The sequence below is a fragment of the Echinicola rosea genome (genome assembly GCF_005281475.1).
Classification (GTDB): Bacteria; Bacteroidota; Bacteroidia; order Cytophagales; family Cyclobacteriaceae; genus Echinicola; species Echinicola rosea.
Map to the genome: position 1 here is coordinate 1,135,173 of NZ_CP040106.1, position 16,690 is coordinate 1,151,862.

Annotated in this window: 14 protein-coding genes; 10 read left to right on the top strand and 4 right to left on the bottom strand. The window is 41.6% G+C overall.

Annotated features, from left to right (window positions below):
• Positions 1-19 precede the first annotated feature (19 nt).
• The 4 genes from FDP09_RS04750 to FDP09_RS04765 all read left to right on the top strand — a co-directional run bounded on the left by FDP09_RS04750 (position 20) and on the right by FDP09_RS04765 (position 3,888).
• Positions 20-1,423, top strand: a complete 1,404-nt coding sequence (locus FDP09_RS04750) for an O-antigen ligase family protein (protein WP_137401555.1) — start codon at positions 20-22, stop codon at positions 1,421-1,423.
• A 3-nt stretch (positions 1,424-1,426) separates the two neighbouring features.
• Positions 1,427-2,521 carry a glycosyltransferase family 4 protein gene (locus tag FDP09_RS04755; protein ID WP_137401556.1) on the top strand — a complete coding sequence of 365 codons (1,095 nt, stop codon included), beginning with the start codon at positions 1,427-1,429 and terminating at the stop codon, positions 2,519-2,521.
• Between the two features lie 8 nt (positions 2,522-2,529).
• On the top strand, positions 2,530-3,225 hold the full coding sequence (locus FDP09_RS04760) for an acyltransferase (RefSeq protein ID WP_137401557.1): 696 nt from the start codon (positions 2,530-2,532) through the stop codon (positions 3,223-3,225).
• A 111-nt stretch (positions 3,226-3,336) separates the two neighbouring features.
• Entirely contained in the window at positions 3,337-3,888 is a 552-nt protein-coding gene (locus FDP09_RS04765; RefSeq protein WP_137401558.1) for a hypothetical protein, read from the top strand.
• A gap of 429 nt (positions 3,889-4,317) precedes the next feature.
• Here the strand turns inward: FDP09_RS04765 and FDP09_RS04770 are convergent, their stop codons facing one another.
• Positions 4,318-5,436: a M57 family metalloprotease gene (locus tag FDP09_RS04770; protein WP_187328797.1), complete on the bottom strand. Its 1,119-nt coding sequence runs from the start codon at positions 5,434-5,436 to the stop codon at positions 4,318-4,320.
• A 344-nt stretch (positions 5,437-5,780) separates the two neighbouring features.
• Here FDP09_RS04770 and FDP09_RS04775 point away from each other — a divergent pair, with 344 nt between their 5' ends.
• Together FDP09_RS04775 and FDP09_RS04780 are read left to right on the top strand one after the other, a co-directional pair.
• Positions 5,781-6,935, top strand: a complete 1,155-nt coding sequence (locus tag FDP09_RS04775; protein WP_137401560.1) for a glycosyltransferase family 4 protein — start codon at positions 5,781-5,783, stop codon at positions 6,933-6,935.
• 685 nt (positions 6,936-7,620) lie between these two features.
• Positions 7,621-8,742 carry a DUF1972 domain-containing protein gene (locus tag FDP09_RS04780; RefSeq protein WP_137401561.1) on the top strand — a complete coding sequence of 374 codons (1,122 nt, stop codon included), beginning with the start codon at positions 7,621-7,623 and terminating at the stop codon, positions 8,740-8,742.
• A gap of 462 nt (positions 8,743-9,204) precedes the next feature.
• Here FDP09_RS04780 and FDP09_RS04785 read toward each other — a convergent pair whose 3' ends face one another.
• Positions 9,205-10,431 (bottom strand): CehA/McbA family metallohydrolase domain-containing protein, encoded by a 1,227-nt coding sequence (locus FDP09_RS04785; RefSeq protein ID WP_229683353.1) that lies wholly within the window; start codon positions 10,429-10,431, stop codon positions 9,205-9,207.
• Between the two features lie 66 nt (positions 10,432-10,497).
• Between FDP09_RS04785 and FDP09_RS04790 the strand changes: the two genes are divergently transcribed.
• The gene (locus FDP09_RS04790; protein ID WP_137401562.1) at positions 10,498-11,013 is read left to right on the top strand and encodes a DinB family protein; all 516 of its coding nucleotides are present in this window, start codon (positions 10,498-10,500) and stop codon (positions 11,011-11,013) included.
• An 846-nt stretch (positions 11,014-11,859) separates the two neighbouring features.
• Positions 11,860-12,792 (top strand): DUF6263 family protein, encoded by a 933-nt coding sequence (locus FDP09_RS04795; RefSeq protein ID WP_137401563.1) that lies wholly within the window; start codon positions 11,860-11,862, stop codon positions 12,790-12,792.
• A gap of 329 nt (positions 12,793-13,121) precedes the next feature.
• Here the strand turns inward: FDP09_RS04795 and FDP09_RS04800 are convergent, their stop codons facing one another.
• Positions 13,122-14,600 carry a sulfatase gene (locus FDP09_RS04800; protein WP_137401564.1) on the bottom strand — a complete coding sequence of 493 codons (1,479 nt, stop codon included), beginning with the start codon at positions 14,598-14,600 and terminating at the stop codon, positions 13,122-13,124.
• 191 nt (positions 14,601-14,791) lie between these two features.
• Between FDP09_RS04800 and FDP09_RS04805 the strand changes: the two genes are divergently transcribed.
• On the top strand, positions 14,792-15,475 hold the full coding sequence (locus FDP09_RS04805; RefSeq protein WP_137401565.1) for a carboxypeptidase-like regulatory domain-containing protein: 684 nt from the start codon (positions 14,792-14,794) through the stop codon (positions 15,473-15,475).
• Positions 15,476-15,588: 113 nt separating this feature from the next.
• The gene (locus FDP09_RS04810; RefSeq protein WP_137401566.1) at positions 15,589-15,888 is read left to right on the top strand and encodes a hypothetical protein; all 300 of its coding nucleotides are present in this window, start codon (positions 15,589-15,591) and stop codon (positions 15,886-15,888) included.
• A 151-nt stretch (positions 15,889-16,039) separates the two neighbouring features.
• Here FDP09_RS04810 and FDP09_RS04815 read toward each other — a convergent pair whose 3' ends face one another.
• Positions 16,040-16,552, bottom strand: coding sequence for an FKBP-type peptidyl-prolyl cis-trans isomerase (locus FDP09_RS04815; RefSeq protein ID WP_137401567.1), 513 nt, complete (start codon positions 16,550-16,552; stop codon positions 16,040-16,042).
• Positions 16,553-16,690: the final 138 nt, after the last annotated feature.

The following is a 16,690-nucleotide window of genomic DNA, read 5'->3' on the forward strand; positions in this document are numbered from 1 at the left end:
GCTAATCTCCGCCTAGCCCGTGTTATTTATACTCGTTCTAGCTTTTGTAATTCCCCTCTTTCTATTTTGCTTTGATAAAATCATTTTCAAAGGGAAATGGGAGTGGGTTATAATATTTGGCTGTTTTTACCTCCCCTTATATACAACAATATTAAGTATTGTATGGAAAACTACTCATAACGTTTGGCTGGTAAAATCTTTTCAAGGACTGAAAGAATTAGTGGTGGTATTGGCATTGGTTTCTTTTTTATTTTATGAGCGGAATGTTTTTGTATATCCAATTAGGTTAAGGACAAGTGATAAAGTACTCTTATCCTTTCTTGCCCTCTCGGTTCTATATCTTTTTATTCCTCTTGGAGGAGCTACATTCTTTAGCAAGGCCGTTTATTTAAAAAATATAATGCTTATGGGCGTTTTTTATTTTTTTGGTAGGAATAGCCGGTTTGAAAAAAAAGAGCTTCTATTTTTGTTTAAAGGGATAATGATACTGGCTATCTGTGCATTTTTTCTAAACATAGTGGAAAGCATTATCGATACACATTTTCAACAGTTTTCTGGCTATGCACTTTTTAACTCAAAATTTTATGAAATGGAGCCTACTGGGAATTTTGGTCTTACTTGGACCTTCGAAACCCAAACGGGTTCCAAAAGATTAGCCTCCTTTTTCTCTGATCCGTTAAATTTAGCCGCATCAAGTTTAATGGCGTTTTCAGTTGGGCTAATCTGGTATTTGACATCTGAAAGGAAAAATGCTACTATTTACATTTTGGTAATGTTTGCTGCAGTAATGAGCATTTATTTTAGCAGTTCCAGAGCTTCGTTTGTAGCTTTTTTTATTATGCTATTTTTTATTGCATTGATATTTAGACTACATACCTTATTGAAAATTGGCGTGTCATTAGTGTTGATTTTTACACTTTATGTCTTAATGTTTGCTGAGGAAAGGTTCTATTATTTTGTTTATGATACGATTACTTTTCAAAATGCCTCAAGTGTTGGGCACGTTGTGGAATGGTTGATTGCTTTACAATCAATGATTGATAATCCTTTTGGCATTGGCTTAGCCATGAGTGGAAACAGTTCAACTGTAACCGACCAATTAAGAGTTGGAGGAGAGAATCAATATTTGATTTTTGGAGTTCAGTTAGGTTTTATAGGGATGATACTTTACATCGCAACATTATTCAGTGGTATTTGGATAAGCCTGAAGACCTTCAGGATGGTAGATGATGTGATGGTTGCCAGAGTAGCTTTTGTTGCTTGTACTGTAAAATTCGGAATGCTGCTTCCCCTTTTTACCTCCAATGCTGAAAATTTCTTCTATGTGTCATTGTTGTCCTGGTGGATGGTGGGGTACAGTGTAAAAGCCTATAATAAAAGTATAATTCTTAACCAAGAAGCAAGAAAGGCTTTAACTGATTAATTTATGAGAGTGGGCATTGATACGAGAGATCGTTTTTTGGCTAAAACAGGAATTAGAACCGTTTTGGATGAAATAATTAAAGGATTAAGCAATGACCCTGACATTGAAGTCGTAAAAATTGAGCCTAAAACGTTTTATCCTCCCAAGACCAAAATTGGAAAGATCAAAGAGCATATCCGGTTCTTCTTTTGGAAGGAATTTCGATTGCCTATCCTTGCAAAGGAAAAAGAATGCGACGTACTCATTTGCAATGATTATGTAGTTCCATTTTATATGCCAAAAGGAATAAAAGCGTTTCCTGTTTTTCATGGTTGTAACATTTGGGAATTACCAGAACATTACAACAAGTACTGGAGATGGATGTTTACAATAATGGCTATTCCAGCAGGAAGAAAGGCGTCCAAAATATTTACTGTATCAACCTTTTCAAAAAATCGGCTCACTGAATTATTTGGTTTTAACCCGGAGAAAATAATCATTGTTCCCCTAGGGCCTAAAAGGTCTCTATTGGAACCGAAGACGCTGATCAACTTGTCAAAATTTAGGATTTCTGAGAATCAAAAATTCTTGCTCCATGTCGGAGTTATGGAAAAAAGAAAAAATTTACCAAGGCTAATTGAAGCATTTTCAAAGCTACATGATAAATCCTTAAAATTGGTTCTAGTAGGACAACGTGGACCAAAGGTATTTTTGGATGATTACGAGAATATTATTCGAAAAATAGAATCTTTGGCTTTATCGGATCGAGTAATTCTTACTGGATTCGTGACGGACAAGGAGCTATATACCTTGTATTCTAAAGCCTTGGCCTATATTTTTCCATCGCTTTATGAAGGGTTTGGTATTCCTGTAATCGAAGCATTTCAATTTTCACTTCCAGTGGCAGCATCCAATAGAGGGGCTTTACCGGAGGTTTTAGGAAAAGGAGGAGTTCTTTTTGATCCCAAAAATATTCCTGATATGGTTGAAAAAATTGAGCTAATCCTACAAAACGCTTCTACAAATATGGATAGTATAAAAAATAGTCAAAAGGAAATAATAGCACGATATTCTTGGGAAAACACCATAAAAACCATTAAGCAGCAACTTATTCGATAGGAGTTAGAATGATAGCCTTTTTTTTAAAATTATTTAGCATTAATCCGGAAAATAGATTCGGTAAAGGTTGGAGTAATAAGGATACTTTTATTTCGCTTTGGATGATTTTACCTAAACTAATTCGGGGCACCTGGTTGAAATTTTTTTTAAGTGCCTCCAGTGGTATGCTTATGGTAGGAAAGCGAACAAAAATTTTTAATTCTTCTTATATAAAAGTCGGGCATAATTGCATTTTCGAGGATGGTTGTGAAGTTAATGGATTATCCAGAAATGGAATCCAACTGGGCGATAACGTGACAATTGGAAGATTCGCCATGATCAGACCAACTAATAATTATGGAGGCGCTATTGGAGAGGGATTAAAAGTCGGTAGCAATTCAAGTATCGGGCATTTATGTTATATCGGATGTTCAGGATATATCGAGATTGGAGAAAATGTAATGATGTCTCCACGAGTAAGCATTTATTCAGAAAATCATAACTTTTCAAGAATAAATCTTCCAATGAAAGATCAAGGGGTCTCAAGAAGCTTTGTAAAGATTGAAGACGACTGTTGGATTGCGAGTAACACCATTGTTTTAGCGGGGGTAACTATTGGTAAGGGCTCAGTGATAGCAGCAGGAAGTGTGGTCACAAAAGATGTTCCCCCTTATTCAATTGTTGGGGGAAATCCTGCTAAAATCATAAAATCAAGGTTGGATTAATTATATACTATAGCGAAAAATTATAAAATAAAGATGATACTTTGTATGTTTTGGTTATAAATCCTAAGTTTACCCAAATTGTCAATTTTTAGTATTTAAACTTTAATTGTTATGAAAAAACTACTTTATCCTTTATTACTAATCTTATCAGGGTTTTTAAGCTGTAATGTTGAGGAACAAGAACCTGAACCGAATATAAATCTTGAGTGGGGAAGTCACTTGGACTCCGCCGAATTTTATAATGCGTTGTACGACCCTGAAAACATTAAAAAGTACTTAACAGGTGAATGGGAATTGGTGAAATTTAGGCATAACTATGGCCCGGATTTGACAGGTGATGAATTATTTGATAATAGAACATTACTGTTCGAAGAGGATCAGGTATTTACAAAGACAATTGCACATGAAGAAAATGGTACTACCCAAGCTACTGGAACATATCAATTAACATGTCCCAGTGGAGAACGTTATGAAGCGAATGAAGTTTCGAATGGTTTTTCCTGTTTGACAATAAACTATTCTGAGGGGGATGAAATCGTTGGAAATTGTTATGGAGATGAGGGGTGGGAAATCATATGGCTAAATAAACGTTTTCAGCTTGTCACCGCTTGTTATGCTGCCTATGGTGATGACTGGTTTGAATATACATATGAAAAAAAATAAAATCCTAGGTGTTTATTTGATTTCAATTAAGTACTCCTCATACTTTTCGTACTATACTTGATGGTGTTTTTCTGATTTGTCACTTTATTTTTAATACGGATGATAATACATTTACAAAAATTCGTCACTATGATGACCAGGATGATATTATAGCCTCAAGAAAGTGGCAAATAAATTTAAATGGTGATTTACTAATTAAAGACAGGAAATGTATAGTATTAAATTATTATGATGGATTAGAAATAGTGGTGAATTGTTTCGCAGAACCAGAATTTGAGGATTTTGCAGTAAACCCAGAAGGACTAATTGTTAGGTCTTGCATTTATGAGCCTAATGAGGGAGGGCAAAGTTATTATTTCGAAAAAAAAGATTAATTAAAAATTACAAGTAAAAAAAGTAGACTCCAAGTAACGGAGTCTACTTTTAAATTTAATATACGGAAGCCGCATAATACGGTATCCCATTGTATGACCAATTTGGATCGGAGGCAACAAAATCATCATTGTAGTTTAACGTGTTAAAAAATCCTTTGGAAGGATGGAAATACTGATGAACAGGTTGCCTTCCCGCTCCTGCTGCAGCGTAAGCATAACCTATAATCCCTATTTTATTCCATCCTTGAAAATTGCTATCAATGTATGGATCCTTTGATTTATTATACCAATTTGAGCCAGGACTATAATAAAGGTAGATAGGAACTGTACCGGATACTTGTGTTTCATACATAAAACCATTGAAGCCAATGTATTCAAATCCGGTTGATGTCGGACTATCATAGGTATATGAGCCGTATTCTGACCAATCAGTCGTCCAATAATATCCTTTATTGGTCAACCGCCGATAGACATAACAAGGTTTCAAATTATCATCAAGGGGATAAACAGTTCTGAAGGCGAGGATGTCTAAGAATGAAAAGCCATTCCAATCCGATACAGTTCCATTCATTACCGAAACTGCGTCTTCATTCCATGTTCCAGCTACTAAATTTGCACCGTATATATCCTTTGATGGATCATTTACTGGTTCATTTCGTTGTTGCCAATTTGTGTGCCTAAACCCTAATGCATGACCCATTTCATGGGCAATAGTAAATTTTTTCCTGCTAGTGCTTAATCTTGTATTGCTATTGTAATAAGTGTTAATAGATATTTGATCACCAGGCTCTCCACTAGAAGGGAAATCGGCAAATGCAATTGTACTAGTAACCTCATTATATGTGGTAAAGCTTAAATCAGCTGAAGGGCTTGAGGACTCTACGAAATTGAATGCTAAATTTTTGACATTATTCCATTCACTGATAGCATCTGAAATAGCTGTTTCCCAAACAGATGGCACTGAACTTCCAATGTAATAAGTAATAGTTTTGGTGCTGCCTATTGTATAAGATACCTGATTGTAACTATTTGCAATGGCCTGTTGATTTTCATTACCTCTTTTTGAGTTTGAATTTGCATTTTCAAAACGCTCAATTAGACTTTCTTCAGATATAAAAATATCACCATCAATTAGATAACCATCTCTAAATGGTGCTACTTTAGCTCCTTTCATGCCAGTTCTCTCCAAAAAATCTGACAAATACTTGTTGTTGATTTGTGGTGTGGTTTCTTGTTGTAATACTACCTCATCAGGTACCTCGTCGCTAACGTCTGAACATGAAAAGCATTATGTAATGCCTAAACATAAGATTAAAATTTTACTAAAGATTTTCATAAAAGATTTGTTGGTTAGTTGATAAAATAAATTTAACGTCAAAATATAGGATTTATTTCTTTTCTGCAAGTCCAATAATTAATTTATCGTTATAAAATATAGATTTCAATTATGAAATAAGACAATAAAGTAACTATATATTATATTAAATGTATTTCTGATATAATTTTAAGAATTTAACCATGAAAAACACTGTATTGGTTCTGCATAGTTCTTCCGACCTTTATGGGGCAAGTAGAAGCTTAATCAGATCTGTAGTGGGATTGAAAGAAAAGGGATATTCCCCTATCGTAGCCTTGTCTTCTGAAGGACCATTATCCGATGCAATTCGCAAAGAAGGTATTGAAGTAAAGATCATACGACTTGGAATTATCCGAAGGAAATATTTTAACTTTTCCGGACTAATCAATAGGGCCAAATATCTATACCGAGCTTCTAGTGCGTTGTTAGCCTTGGTAAATGAGCGAAATATAAAACTGATTTATACCAATACAACTGCAGTTTGGATAGGAGCATGGGTAGCTAAAAAGAAAAATATTAAACACATTTGGCATGTCAGGGAAATCATCGAAACCCCTATCTGGTTCAAGAATTTTATCGAAAGGTATATCACCTATACGGGGGATTTAGCCCTTTGTGTTTCCCAGGCAGTTATTGAAAACATGAAACCCAACGTGCCCAGCTATATGATGAAGCTAGTTTATAACGGCATCAATTACCTTCCCTTTAAGGAAGCAACATACGATTTAAAGGACGAATTGGGCATTCCCCAAGACACCATCCTGATCGGGATGATCGCGCGGGTGCATTTCTGGAAAGGGCAGTCCTACTTTCTGGATGTGGCCAAAGCCCTGGCCCATCGGCATGATCACCTTCACTTCGTCATGGTGGGAGATGCTTTTGAGGGCTATGAATACCTCTATGACGAAATCAAGGATAAAGTAAAAGCCAACGGCCTGACCGATAAGGTCTCCAACTTGGGCTACCGTACAGATATCCCCAATATCATGAGTGGCCTGGACATCTTTATGCTGCCTTCTATCCTTCCAGATCCGTTGCCCACCACTGTGCTGGAAGCCATGGCAGCCGGTAAGCCAGTCGTCGCCACTGCCCATGGCGGTGCCACCGAGATGGTGCTGGATGGCGAAACGGGATACTTGGTCCCCTGGGACGAAGCGGAGAATGCTTCCCTTGCCTTTGATACACTGATCACTGACCCTTCAAGGAGACTGGCTATGGGCCAGGCCGGTCAAGAAAGAGTGATCGAACACTTTTCCATAGACGCCTATGTGGAAAATATGGGTAAGGTGTTTCGGGAGTTTATAGGGGAGAAGTAGTAGTAAGAGGTGAGACTTGAGACTTGATCCCTCCCCGCCACGGCGGGGAGGTTAGGTGGGGTATTTTGGAGCAAAGAGAAACACAATAGGATTTTAGTAAATGACTAGCGATTACAATAATTGATAATGAAAACTAATATTAATCCGGTCAACACTAATCAGGGAAGTAAATAAACCGGAGGCTAGGTAGGGGCTGTCCTGACCAAAGGAGAATCCCCAAAGTCAAAATGATAAAACCATGATTTGGTCTTGATACAAAAAAGCGTTGCATCTCAGGATGTGACAAGACTGTTTGTTATCGACCACAAGCTCTGTGTCCACCAACAATTCAAATTCCCCCTTTAGGGGGCTAGGGGGCAATTTCCTGAGTTGTGCGGGGTCTCTGCCCCAGCACGGGCATGTGTTGAGTCTCTGACTTAATAACCTGAGCTCGACTTAATTTTAGTATTAAAAGCGTCATAGCGAACCCTTTTAAGGAGGATGTGGGTCGGAAAAGGGTATGGCAACTCGCCGCGGCGAGCTGCCACGGCTTCCACCCCTCAAATCTCCCTCTAAGCCTCGCAGTGACGATTTTATAATCGAACTGAGGTTAATAAAGAGATTAAACCCGAAATGGCTAAAAAATCACCCGATTTGCATTAGGCATTCACAATTTTATAATCTTAAAATTTTCCAATCCAAAAACATGAAAAACAAGCCACTCCACGTCGCCATCTTCGGGGCCAAGGGTTACCCTTATGTCTATGGGGGATATGATACCATGGTGAAGGAACTGTGCGAAAGATTGGTCAAAAAAAATATCCGCGTCACCGTGTACTGCCACCGCTCCTTGTTTAAGGAACGGCCCAAGCAGGTAAACGGCATCGATTTGGTCTATATGCCGGCCATTGAGTCGAAGTCATTTACACAGCTGACCCACTCTTTTTTTTCCATGATCCATGCCTGCTTCTCCAGTGCGGATGTGATCTTTGTGGTCAATAGCGGCAATGGCCCTTTCGGGCTGATCTCCCGTATCATGCGCAAGCCTACTGCCATCAATGTCGATGGCCTCGAATGGCTCCGACCAAAGTGGAAAGGCATCGGCGGCAAGTACTTTTACTGGGCCTCCAAGATGGCCACCAAGTTTTATGACCAGCTGATCAATGACTCCGATGAGATGCAGCGGGTCTATCAAGAACTCTTCCAAGCCCCTTCCAAAGTTATTGCTTACGGTTCCAACCCGGGATTGCAGGCAGATCCTGCCCTGATCAATAAGTGGCAGCTGGAAAAGGAAGGCTATTACCTGATCGTGGGACGTTTGATTCCCGACAATAATGCCGACCTGATCATCGAAGGTTTCATCCAGTCCAGCAGTACCCGAAAACTTGTCGTGGTGGGAGATGTTCCTTACAAAGATGAATTTGCCGAACGGCTCAAAAATATTCCTGACGACCGGCTGCTATTTACCGGCTATGTGAAAGACCAGAAAGAATTGGCAGCGCTGTACCGAAACTGTTATGCCTATTTTCACGGGCATGAATACGGGGGGACCAACCCTGCCATGCTCAAGGCCTTGGGCTATGACTGTGCCATTCTCGCACTGGACACACCTTTTAATCAAGAAATGCTCCAGCAGGGTAAACATGGCTGGTATTTTCAGAAAGACAAGGAAAATATCGCCGCAATGGTGGAAAAGGCTGAAAGCCGCCCAGAAGCGATGCTTCAGCTCCGCCAAACCTCCCGTCAGGGGCTTACCCAGAAGTACGATTGGGACCATGTGACGGATCAGTACATCGCCGTGTTTAAGCAATTGGCAGCGAGGAAGTAGTGTTAAGGTTTGTAACCTGAGCTCGACTTAATTTTAGTATTAAAAGCGTCATAGCGAACCCTTTTTAGGTGGATGTGGGTTGGAAAAGGGTGTGGCAACTCGCCGCGGCGAGCTGCCACGGCTTCCACCCGCTCAAGCCTACCGCTAAGCCTACCGATGACGATTTTATAATCGAACTGAGGTTTGTAGGTTATTATGCTGAAATGATTAAAGAATAGGCGATTTTGGTGCTGGGGAATAATACTTATTACGGACAAAATCCCCTGAAAAGGCTCATGAATCAGCTCAAACCTTATTAATCCGCGCTGCCTGCTATCAGTACCAATTACTAATCCCCCCAAACATTTCCCTTGACCCGAGCCTTTGACCAACACAGGCTATCAAAATTATCTGTGAACATCAGCCCTATCTGCGTGCTCAGCGTTCTATAAAAATGACGCTACTATAACGCTAAAAATCATCCTACTTCAACACCGGCTGCGTCCAGGCCACTTCCTTGTCACCGATTTGATAGGGGTTTTCCTTGGGCTTGGAGGAAGTGACCTTTGCCCGGACGTACATATCATCCTTTTGTAGGCTATAGGACGCCTTGGTACCATTTATTTCGTGCAGCAGCTCACCGCTTCTTTCTGGAGATGATTTTTTGGTGCCAAAAAATTGGATGGAATAGTCAACCCCTTCTTCTTCGGACACGGATATCGTCAGCTCTTTACCATCAAAGTGGACGTCTCGCAAGGTAACGCCCGTAGAGGCATAAAATTCCCCCGCTTCCATGGCTTCGATCAAAGCGGCTGCTGAAAGGTCCTTGGCTTTTACCATTACCCAGCCCCTGCCGGGATTGCTGCTTTTTTCATTAAACACATGGTAATTGTGCGCATCATCGACGGCCAACCCATAAAGCAAGGGCTTTCCCTCTTGGAGATAGGCTACTTGGACTTCGTCCCAAAGTGCTTCCATGCTGGGACGAAGGGAGTCCCCGTAATTGTGCACCAGCGGGTGGCCATTATACACTTCAAAAAAACGCTCACCATCCAGCTGTATGATGTCTTCCGGCGTGATGGCCCATACAAAATTGGGGTGATTGATATGCATAAACATCGGCACCCCGGTGGCTTCCCGCTGTTCTTTTACCTTGTCAAGATTGTTTTGTAGGACTTCTGCGACAGAATTTCCTCCTTGCGGCTCAATCAATTTTTGGATATTGGTGACATTCATGTGAAGGGGCTTTTTGTCATAACTGTCACTGATCTCTTCGGATTGGATAATGAGAAACTCCCCTTCCACTTCAAACATTGGCCTGTACTCTTCCAGGGTTTTTAGCCGCACCTCTTTCCGACCTGCCGAATCTTCCCGGTATTCGACCCACTCTTCCCCATATTTTGCCAAGTACTTCTCAAAAGCCTTTCTGTGCACCGGAGACTTTGGAATCAGCTTCCACTTTTCACTATTTGCCAGTACATTGTGATCAGAAAGGACAATAAAATCATAGCCGTGTGACTTATACCAGTCCATGATCATTTCGGGGTAATCGTCACCGTCACTCCAATAAGAATGGGTGTGGAGGTTGCCTTTGTACCATTGCGCCTCTTCAGTATTGGAGGCTTTTTCGGCACATGAAAATATTAAAAGCAAAAAACAAATGAGAACAGGTAACTTTCGCATGACTTTGGTGGTGCTAATGAGGGTCATTGTTTATGAAACAGGATATAAGCTACTATAAATTAATAGTTTAAACAACCCAATAAATCACAAACCATGAAAGATAACACATTAGTAAAAGAGACAATCAAGCATGCTGTATTTCGTTTGGAGGAGAACAATTCCAAAATCGGAAGTTGCCTGGAGTGGTTGTCAGAAGATGAAATCTGGGAAAGGCCCAACGAAGCCTCCAATAGCATGGGTAACTTGGTTTTGCACTTATGCGGCAACCTGACGCAGTACTTGCTGTCCTCCTTGGGGAAAGTCGAAGACAAGCGTGACCGCGAGGCAGAATTTAGTGCTAGTAAGACCATGGACAAACAAGCTTTGATAGATAAGCTGGATACCACCGTTAGCCAGTGCACAGATTTATTGCAAAGCTTGGATCAAAACAGCCTGGAAAGCAAATACACCGTTCAGGGCTACCATTATTCTGGTATTGGGAACGTCATCCATGCCGTGGAGCATTTTTCTTATCATGCTGGACAAATTGCCTTTTGGACCAAAATCCTGCGCAGAAAGGACTTGGGTTTTTATGCAGGAATGGACCTGAACAAAAAAAATGAAGTGTAATTTATGAATTCGTGATCGTCTGCTATTTCCCTGTTTTCACCTGCTAGGAGTTCTTTTTCTATTTGACTTTAACTGTATGGCTTTGGCCATTTTGGTGGATTTTATCCTTTTCCTTTTTCCCTTGATGAAAAATGAAAGAAAAAAATCTAGGCCGGTGGTCTGCCCTTTAAAATGGGACATGGATTTCCCCTGCGATGTGGATCTGTCACCCATTTTAATTTCCACCCGATGGCTGCGGCCTAAAAGCGATACATTTTTGGGACTTATTAACTGAATCCGCCTTGCAGGTATTGGGCGTTAAGAAATTAAAATGCGGGCGGGCAATAAGGCAGGCTTGTTAGACGAAAGGCTGACCAAAAAAAAGTTGGCAGCTAAAAAGAAGGAGTTTGCCTGCATGAGGGAAGGTTTTAATTTTAGCCCAATAGATGCACACCTGTGCGGCGGGGTTTTTAGGTTACTTTTTTGACCTGAAGCAAAAAAGTAATAAAGGTAAAGAGATGAAAACCAACTTGGAATTTAGCTAGAAAAATAACTGTCCAAGGAAAAAAGATAGAACCCGTATTTTCCAGATACGCACTAACTAAACGGCATTAATTCCGGGTTGAACTATTATTCCATGGGTTTCAACCCATGGCCATGTATGTGACGCCCCGTTGGGGCTGGTTTTTGAATATACGACCTACCAAATAGCCTAAAAATTGAATCCCCCAGGAAAGACAGCTGTGGGTGCTAAGGTATATGATAAAAAGACGTTTCCTTTTAGAAAATCCCATTGGCCTGTCAGTTCGCAAAAAGAATCCTTAACTTGCCAAAAATAACTTTTAATCGATATCATTTTTGACCGTTATGAAAAAACTCAGTCTTTTACTGCTTTTATGCGCCTTGATGGCTTCTTGCCAATCCAACAAAGTGCTTTTACAACTGGATTTGGCCGAAGGCGAAACGTATTACCAAAAATCCACAATGGAATCCCACATTAGCCAGGAGTTTGGCGGAAACAACATCGATATTGATATGAATATTATCGGTGACATGTCGCTAAAGGTCTTGGAAGTAGCAGATGATTCTTACCTGATGGAGGCCATGTTTGACAAGATGGGCATGGAAATGAAAATGCCCATGATGAACATGTCTTTCAGCTCAGAAGATGCCGACAAGGAAGGCAGCAATCCGCTCAGCAAGATGTTTGGAAAAATGGCCGAAAAGCCCTTTAGCATTAAGATGAGTAAAAAAGGCAAAATCCTTGAAGTAACGGGAATGGAGCAGGCCTTTTCTTCAGCGGTTGACGAGATCGCTGAAGCTCTTGGGGATGACCAGCTGGACAAGGTCAAGTCCCAAATGAAACAGAATTTTGGCAAAAATGGCATGTTGGGAAACCTCCAGCTTACCAGTCCTATTTTCCCGGAGGATAAGGTAGAGCCGGGAGATACTTGGGATGCTGCCATCACTTCTTCCATGAACGGCGTCGATGCTGACCACCAAATCACTTATACCTATGTGAAAAAAGAAAATGGCCAGTATTACCTGAAAGCCAATGGCAATACCAAAATGGCCCAAAGTGAGAAAGTAGATCCTGCAGTAATGCCCTTTCCCATGACCTATGACATGGGCGGAACCTTAAACGCCACCATTACGCTGGATGCCGAAACAGGCTGGATCAAGACCATCGACCTGGACCAGGCAATGGAGGGCTTTGTGGAAATCGAAAAGAACGAACAGCTTCCTGATGGCATGTCCATGCCCATGGAAATCAATATGAAAACCAAGGTGACGGACTAAGCAAATCTAGAAGAAAGAATCAAGACAATAGTCAAAAGCCCCTGTCACTCACCTGATATAAATCCCCCCTTTTAGGGGGGTAGGGGGGAGTTACTTGGGCAATATCTTGCCCCCGCGTCAAAGACGATGGGACAGCGCTAAGCCGCGATTGTACTGGAGACCGCTACGGAACAAAGGGGAGCTTAGCTGGGCTTGTTTTGAAAACGGTGGTACCAAGTCAGCCTAGGGTTGTGCTGGGTCTCTGCCCCAGCACTGGCTAGCTTTGAGTCTCCGACTCAAATAGGCTGCTTCTGATTCCTGTCCTGAGCGTAGCCGAAGGGGGCTTCCGTCTATTCCTCAAAAATTCCCGTATTCCCCTTTTCCCAGCTGGGCATAAGCTGCTTCACTACTTTTGGATGCTCCTTGGCCACGTTTTCACTTTCATAGGGGTCGGTTTGGTGATCGTATAGCTCTATAGCCGGTGACTGCTCGCGGAAATATTTGGTCAATCTATACTGTGGGGTTCGTAAGGAGACACCTCTTCTGAAGTAGCTGTAAGCAGTATTTCTCCACTCCTTAGCAGCTGGATTGTCCATAAGGGACACCATACTCTCTCCATCCAAGGTCGATTGGGAAGGGACGTGTGTGAGTTCCATGACTGTCGGATAGATGTCAGTAGTGCTCACGACCTGCGATATGCGCTGACCGCCTTCTCCTGGACGCTTGATCAGCAGTACGCTTTGTAGGGCATTGTCAAAAACGGTATGTTTGCCCCAGGTTTTTTGGTCACCTAGATGCCAGCCATGATCTCCCCACACCACCACAATGGTGTTTTCAGCCAAGCCTTGCTCCTCCAGTTCGTCCAATATTTTACCTATTTGTGCATCGATGTAGCTTACTGCGGCCAAATAGCCATGACGGAGTTTTCTAGCATAAGCATCAGAGGCGGCACTGTCCAGGTCGGGTTTTTCTTCTCCAAGCTTATATTGGTTTAGTTCTCCACTGTTTTGGAGACTTGCCTTTGAGCTGTTCTCAGGAATTTCGGCGAAGGGTGCCAGCGGAATGTCCTCTTCATTATAGAGGTCCCAATATTTTTTGGGCGCCGTGAAAGGCAAGTGCGGTTTGAAAAAACCCACGCCCATAAAAAACGGCTTTCCCTTTTCCTTGAGCTGCTTTAGCTTTTTGATGGCCAAGTTTGCCGTAAGCCCATCCGGGTATCCTTCGTCCTCCACATCGGCGGCTTCATAAGGCTTTACCTGCTTCTCCCTATCGTTTCGATTTGTACCATCTGCATAGCCAAAGAAGGCATTGTGGCCAGTTTCCCATTTGCCTGCATCGAGGAGCATTTCATCCCAGCTGCCGGGGAGTTCGATCTTATCACTTTTAGGCGCCCGGTAGCCATAGACATAGCCATCGGGATGATGGGAGATTTTCCCGATTCCCACGGTGTAATAGCCATTTTGCTTTAGCTCTTGTATAAAGGTAAGAGGTCTTTCGCCTGCTGGCTTATTGGCAATATTGGAGGCGGAAGCTTGGTTGCTAAGGTCTCCTGGACTTTTGGGGAGAAGTCCCGTAATCAGGTTATAGCGGGAAGCACCGCAAGTGGGTACCGTCACATAATGGTTTTCAAAAAGACTGCTTTCAGCTGCCAGTTGGTCCAGGTGGGGAGAGTGGACATAGGCTTTTCCATAGCAGCCCAGTTCAGGCCGTAGATCATCCACCGCAATAAAAAGAATGTTAGGTTGAGTTTGCGCCTTGGCCTTTTCAGTACACGAAAAGGAAAAAGCAATGACCAAAGCAACTAAAAGCACATGAAACAGGCTTCTCATAGGTAGTTATATTATGTGAGTTGCCAAATATATTGGCTGGGGCTAATTATTGAAAGGGGGATTTCCTTTAATTTCAGCTAATGTGAAAATAGTACTACTTTTTGAAAATTATTAATTATTGTTAATCAGGCTGTTAAATAAAATTAAATATTGCTTTCGCTAAAAAGTATCCTATAGATTGCCGATGGGTTATGGATATACTTACTATGGTAAAATCTTCTACGGCATTCTTATTATTATTTCTGCCCTTTTGGGTGGTGGCACAAGAAGAAAAGGTAATCACCGGAAAGGTCGTGGACAGGGCCACTTGGGAGCCTGTTCCAGTGGTAAGGATCAGCAGCTCCCTTGAGCGGGTCTCTTCCAATGATCAGGGGGAGTTTACCATCAGAGCCAAAAAGGGAGATACCTTGACCTTTGTCCACCTGACTTACCAGCCGCTCACATTGGTGGCAAATGGGGATGAAAACCAGTTTCAGCTGATCCAATTGGAAGAAAGGATCTTGGAAATGCGGGAATTTGAGGTGACTGAGATGCCTTCCGAACAGGCCTTTAAGGAAGCTATTTTGAATACCACAGCTGATCATGCTATGGAAATGAATATGATGCAGCGCAATGTCAACACGATCATGAAAATCAAAGACCTTAGTTACTTCCATGATTATAGCAGCTACGATATGCTACTCAAAAACATCAATACAAATGGTGGCGTTACATTGTTTTCCAATAATCCATCCATGGGCTTAATCTCAACTTTCAAGCGATTGTTCAGTGGTAAAGGTCAAATGCCAGACCTTTCGCCTGCTCCAGCGGATGCCGGCAAAACCCGTCCGTTATGGAAAAATCCCTTAGAATCAGATTCCGTAAAAATTGAATAGAACCAATAATATGGCATTGGTTATACAAAATTTGATTGATAATCGTTAAATTTATGTATGTGAGTTTTTTCCGGTATGACAATTTCAGTTTGCCGACAAAACAAAATATGATCATGACACCTCTCGTTAAGGATCCGGTAATAGAACTATCGGGGGTTTTTGTAAGCATTTTGCAGGTCACAACGGCTTTTTTCGGTGGGCTTTTCCTGTGGTTGAGCATCATGGCATTTAATGGCCATGAAATGATCAACATGATCTTGGAATTAGCCGATGCGCCTGATCATGTTGATCCTGAAGCGATGTTTTTTGCAGGGATGGTACTCTTAGCACTTTTCATTGCCAGCATAGTGGTGTTTTTTCTCCTAAAATACCTGCGCAAGGTAGTCAAAAGGGAAATGATCGCCCAACCATAAATTTCTGCGGGACGATGGATTCATCTTTATGGGGATTGCAAATCCCCTTCTCAGAAGTTCTTGGTCGCCCCCTTCGAAAAGGGAAGGGCTCAGGAGCAGGTTGATGGTACGAAGCACGCTTGACCAAATGATGGTAGGCTAGCCGTGCCCATCAGTGTTGGTGACCGCCTGGACCATGAACATGCCCATGGTCAATTTCCGCTTGTTCAGCATCTCGGATATCCACAATTTCTCCCTCAAAATACAAGTCATATCCTGCCAATGGAGAATTAAAATCCATGTGGACACCTTTATAATCGACTTTGGTAATTTCACCACGCAGGTGATTGCCTTGATCATCTTGCATTGGGATGACTCGGCCTACCTTCAAGAGCTCCTTGTTTTTCTTACCATCTTCCTTAAAATTGGATTTTGGCACAATGGCGACTTTGCTTTCATCATAGTCTCCATACGCGTTTTCATAATCAATAAAAACTTCGAATGAATCGCCTACTTTTTTACCGGCAATGACTTCTTCCAAGGCCGGTAGGGTGTTCCCAGCCCCAAATAAAAATGCAAAGGCCTGCTCTTTGGTGACCTTTTCCTTGAATTTCTTGCCATTTTCACCGTCATCTACATGAAGTTCATAGGCCACGCTAACTACTTTGTTCTTTTCTGCAATCATGATTTTAGTTGTGTAAGCTTTGAGTGCCACGTTGGATCAGTAGGGCGACATATAGGGCAGCCAATAAACCCACGTGATCTATGTTCTTTTTTGGTTGTTAATGGATGTTTCTGCTGAAAGGGACGCTGCCCACCTTCA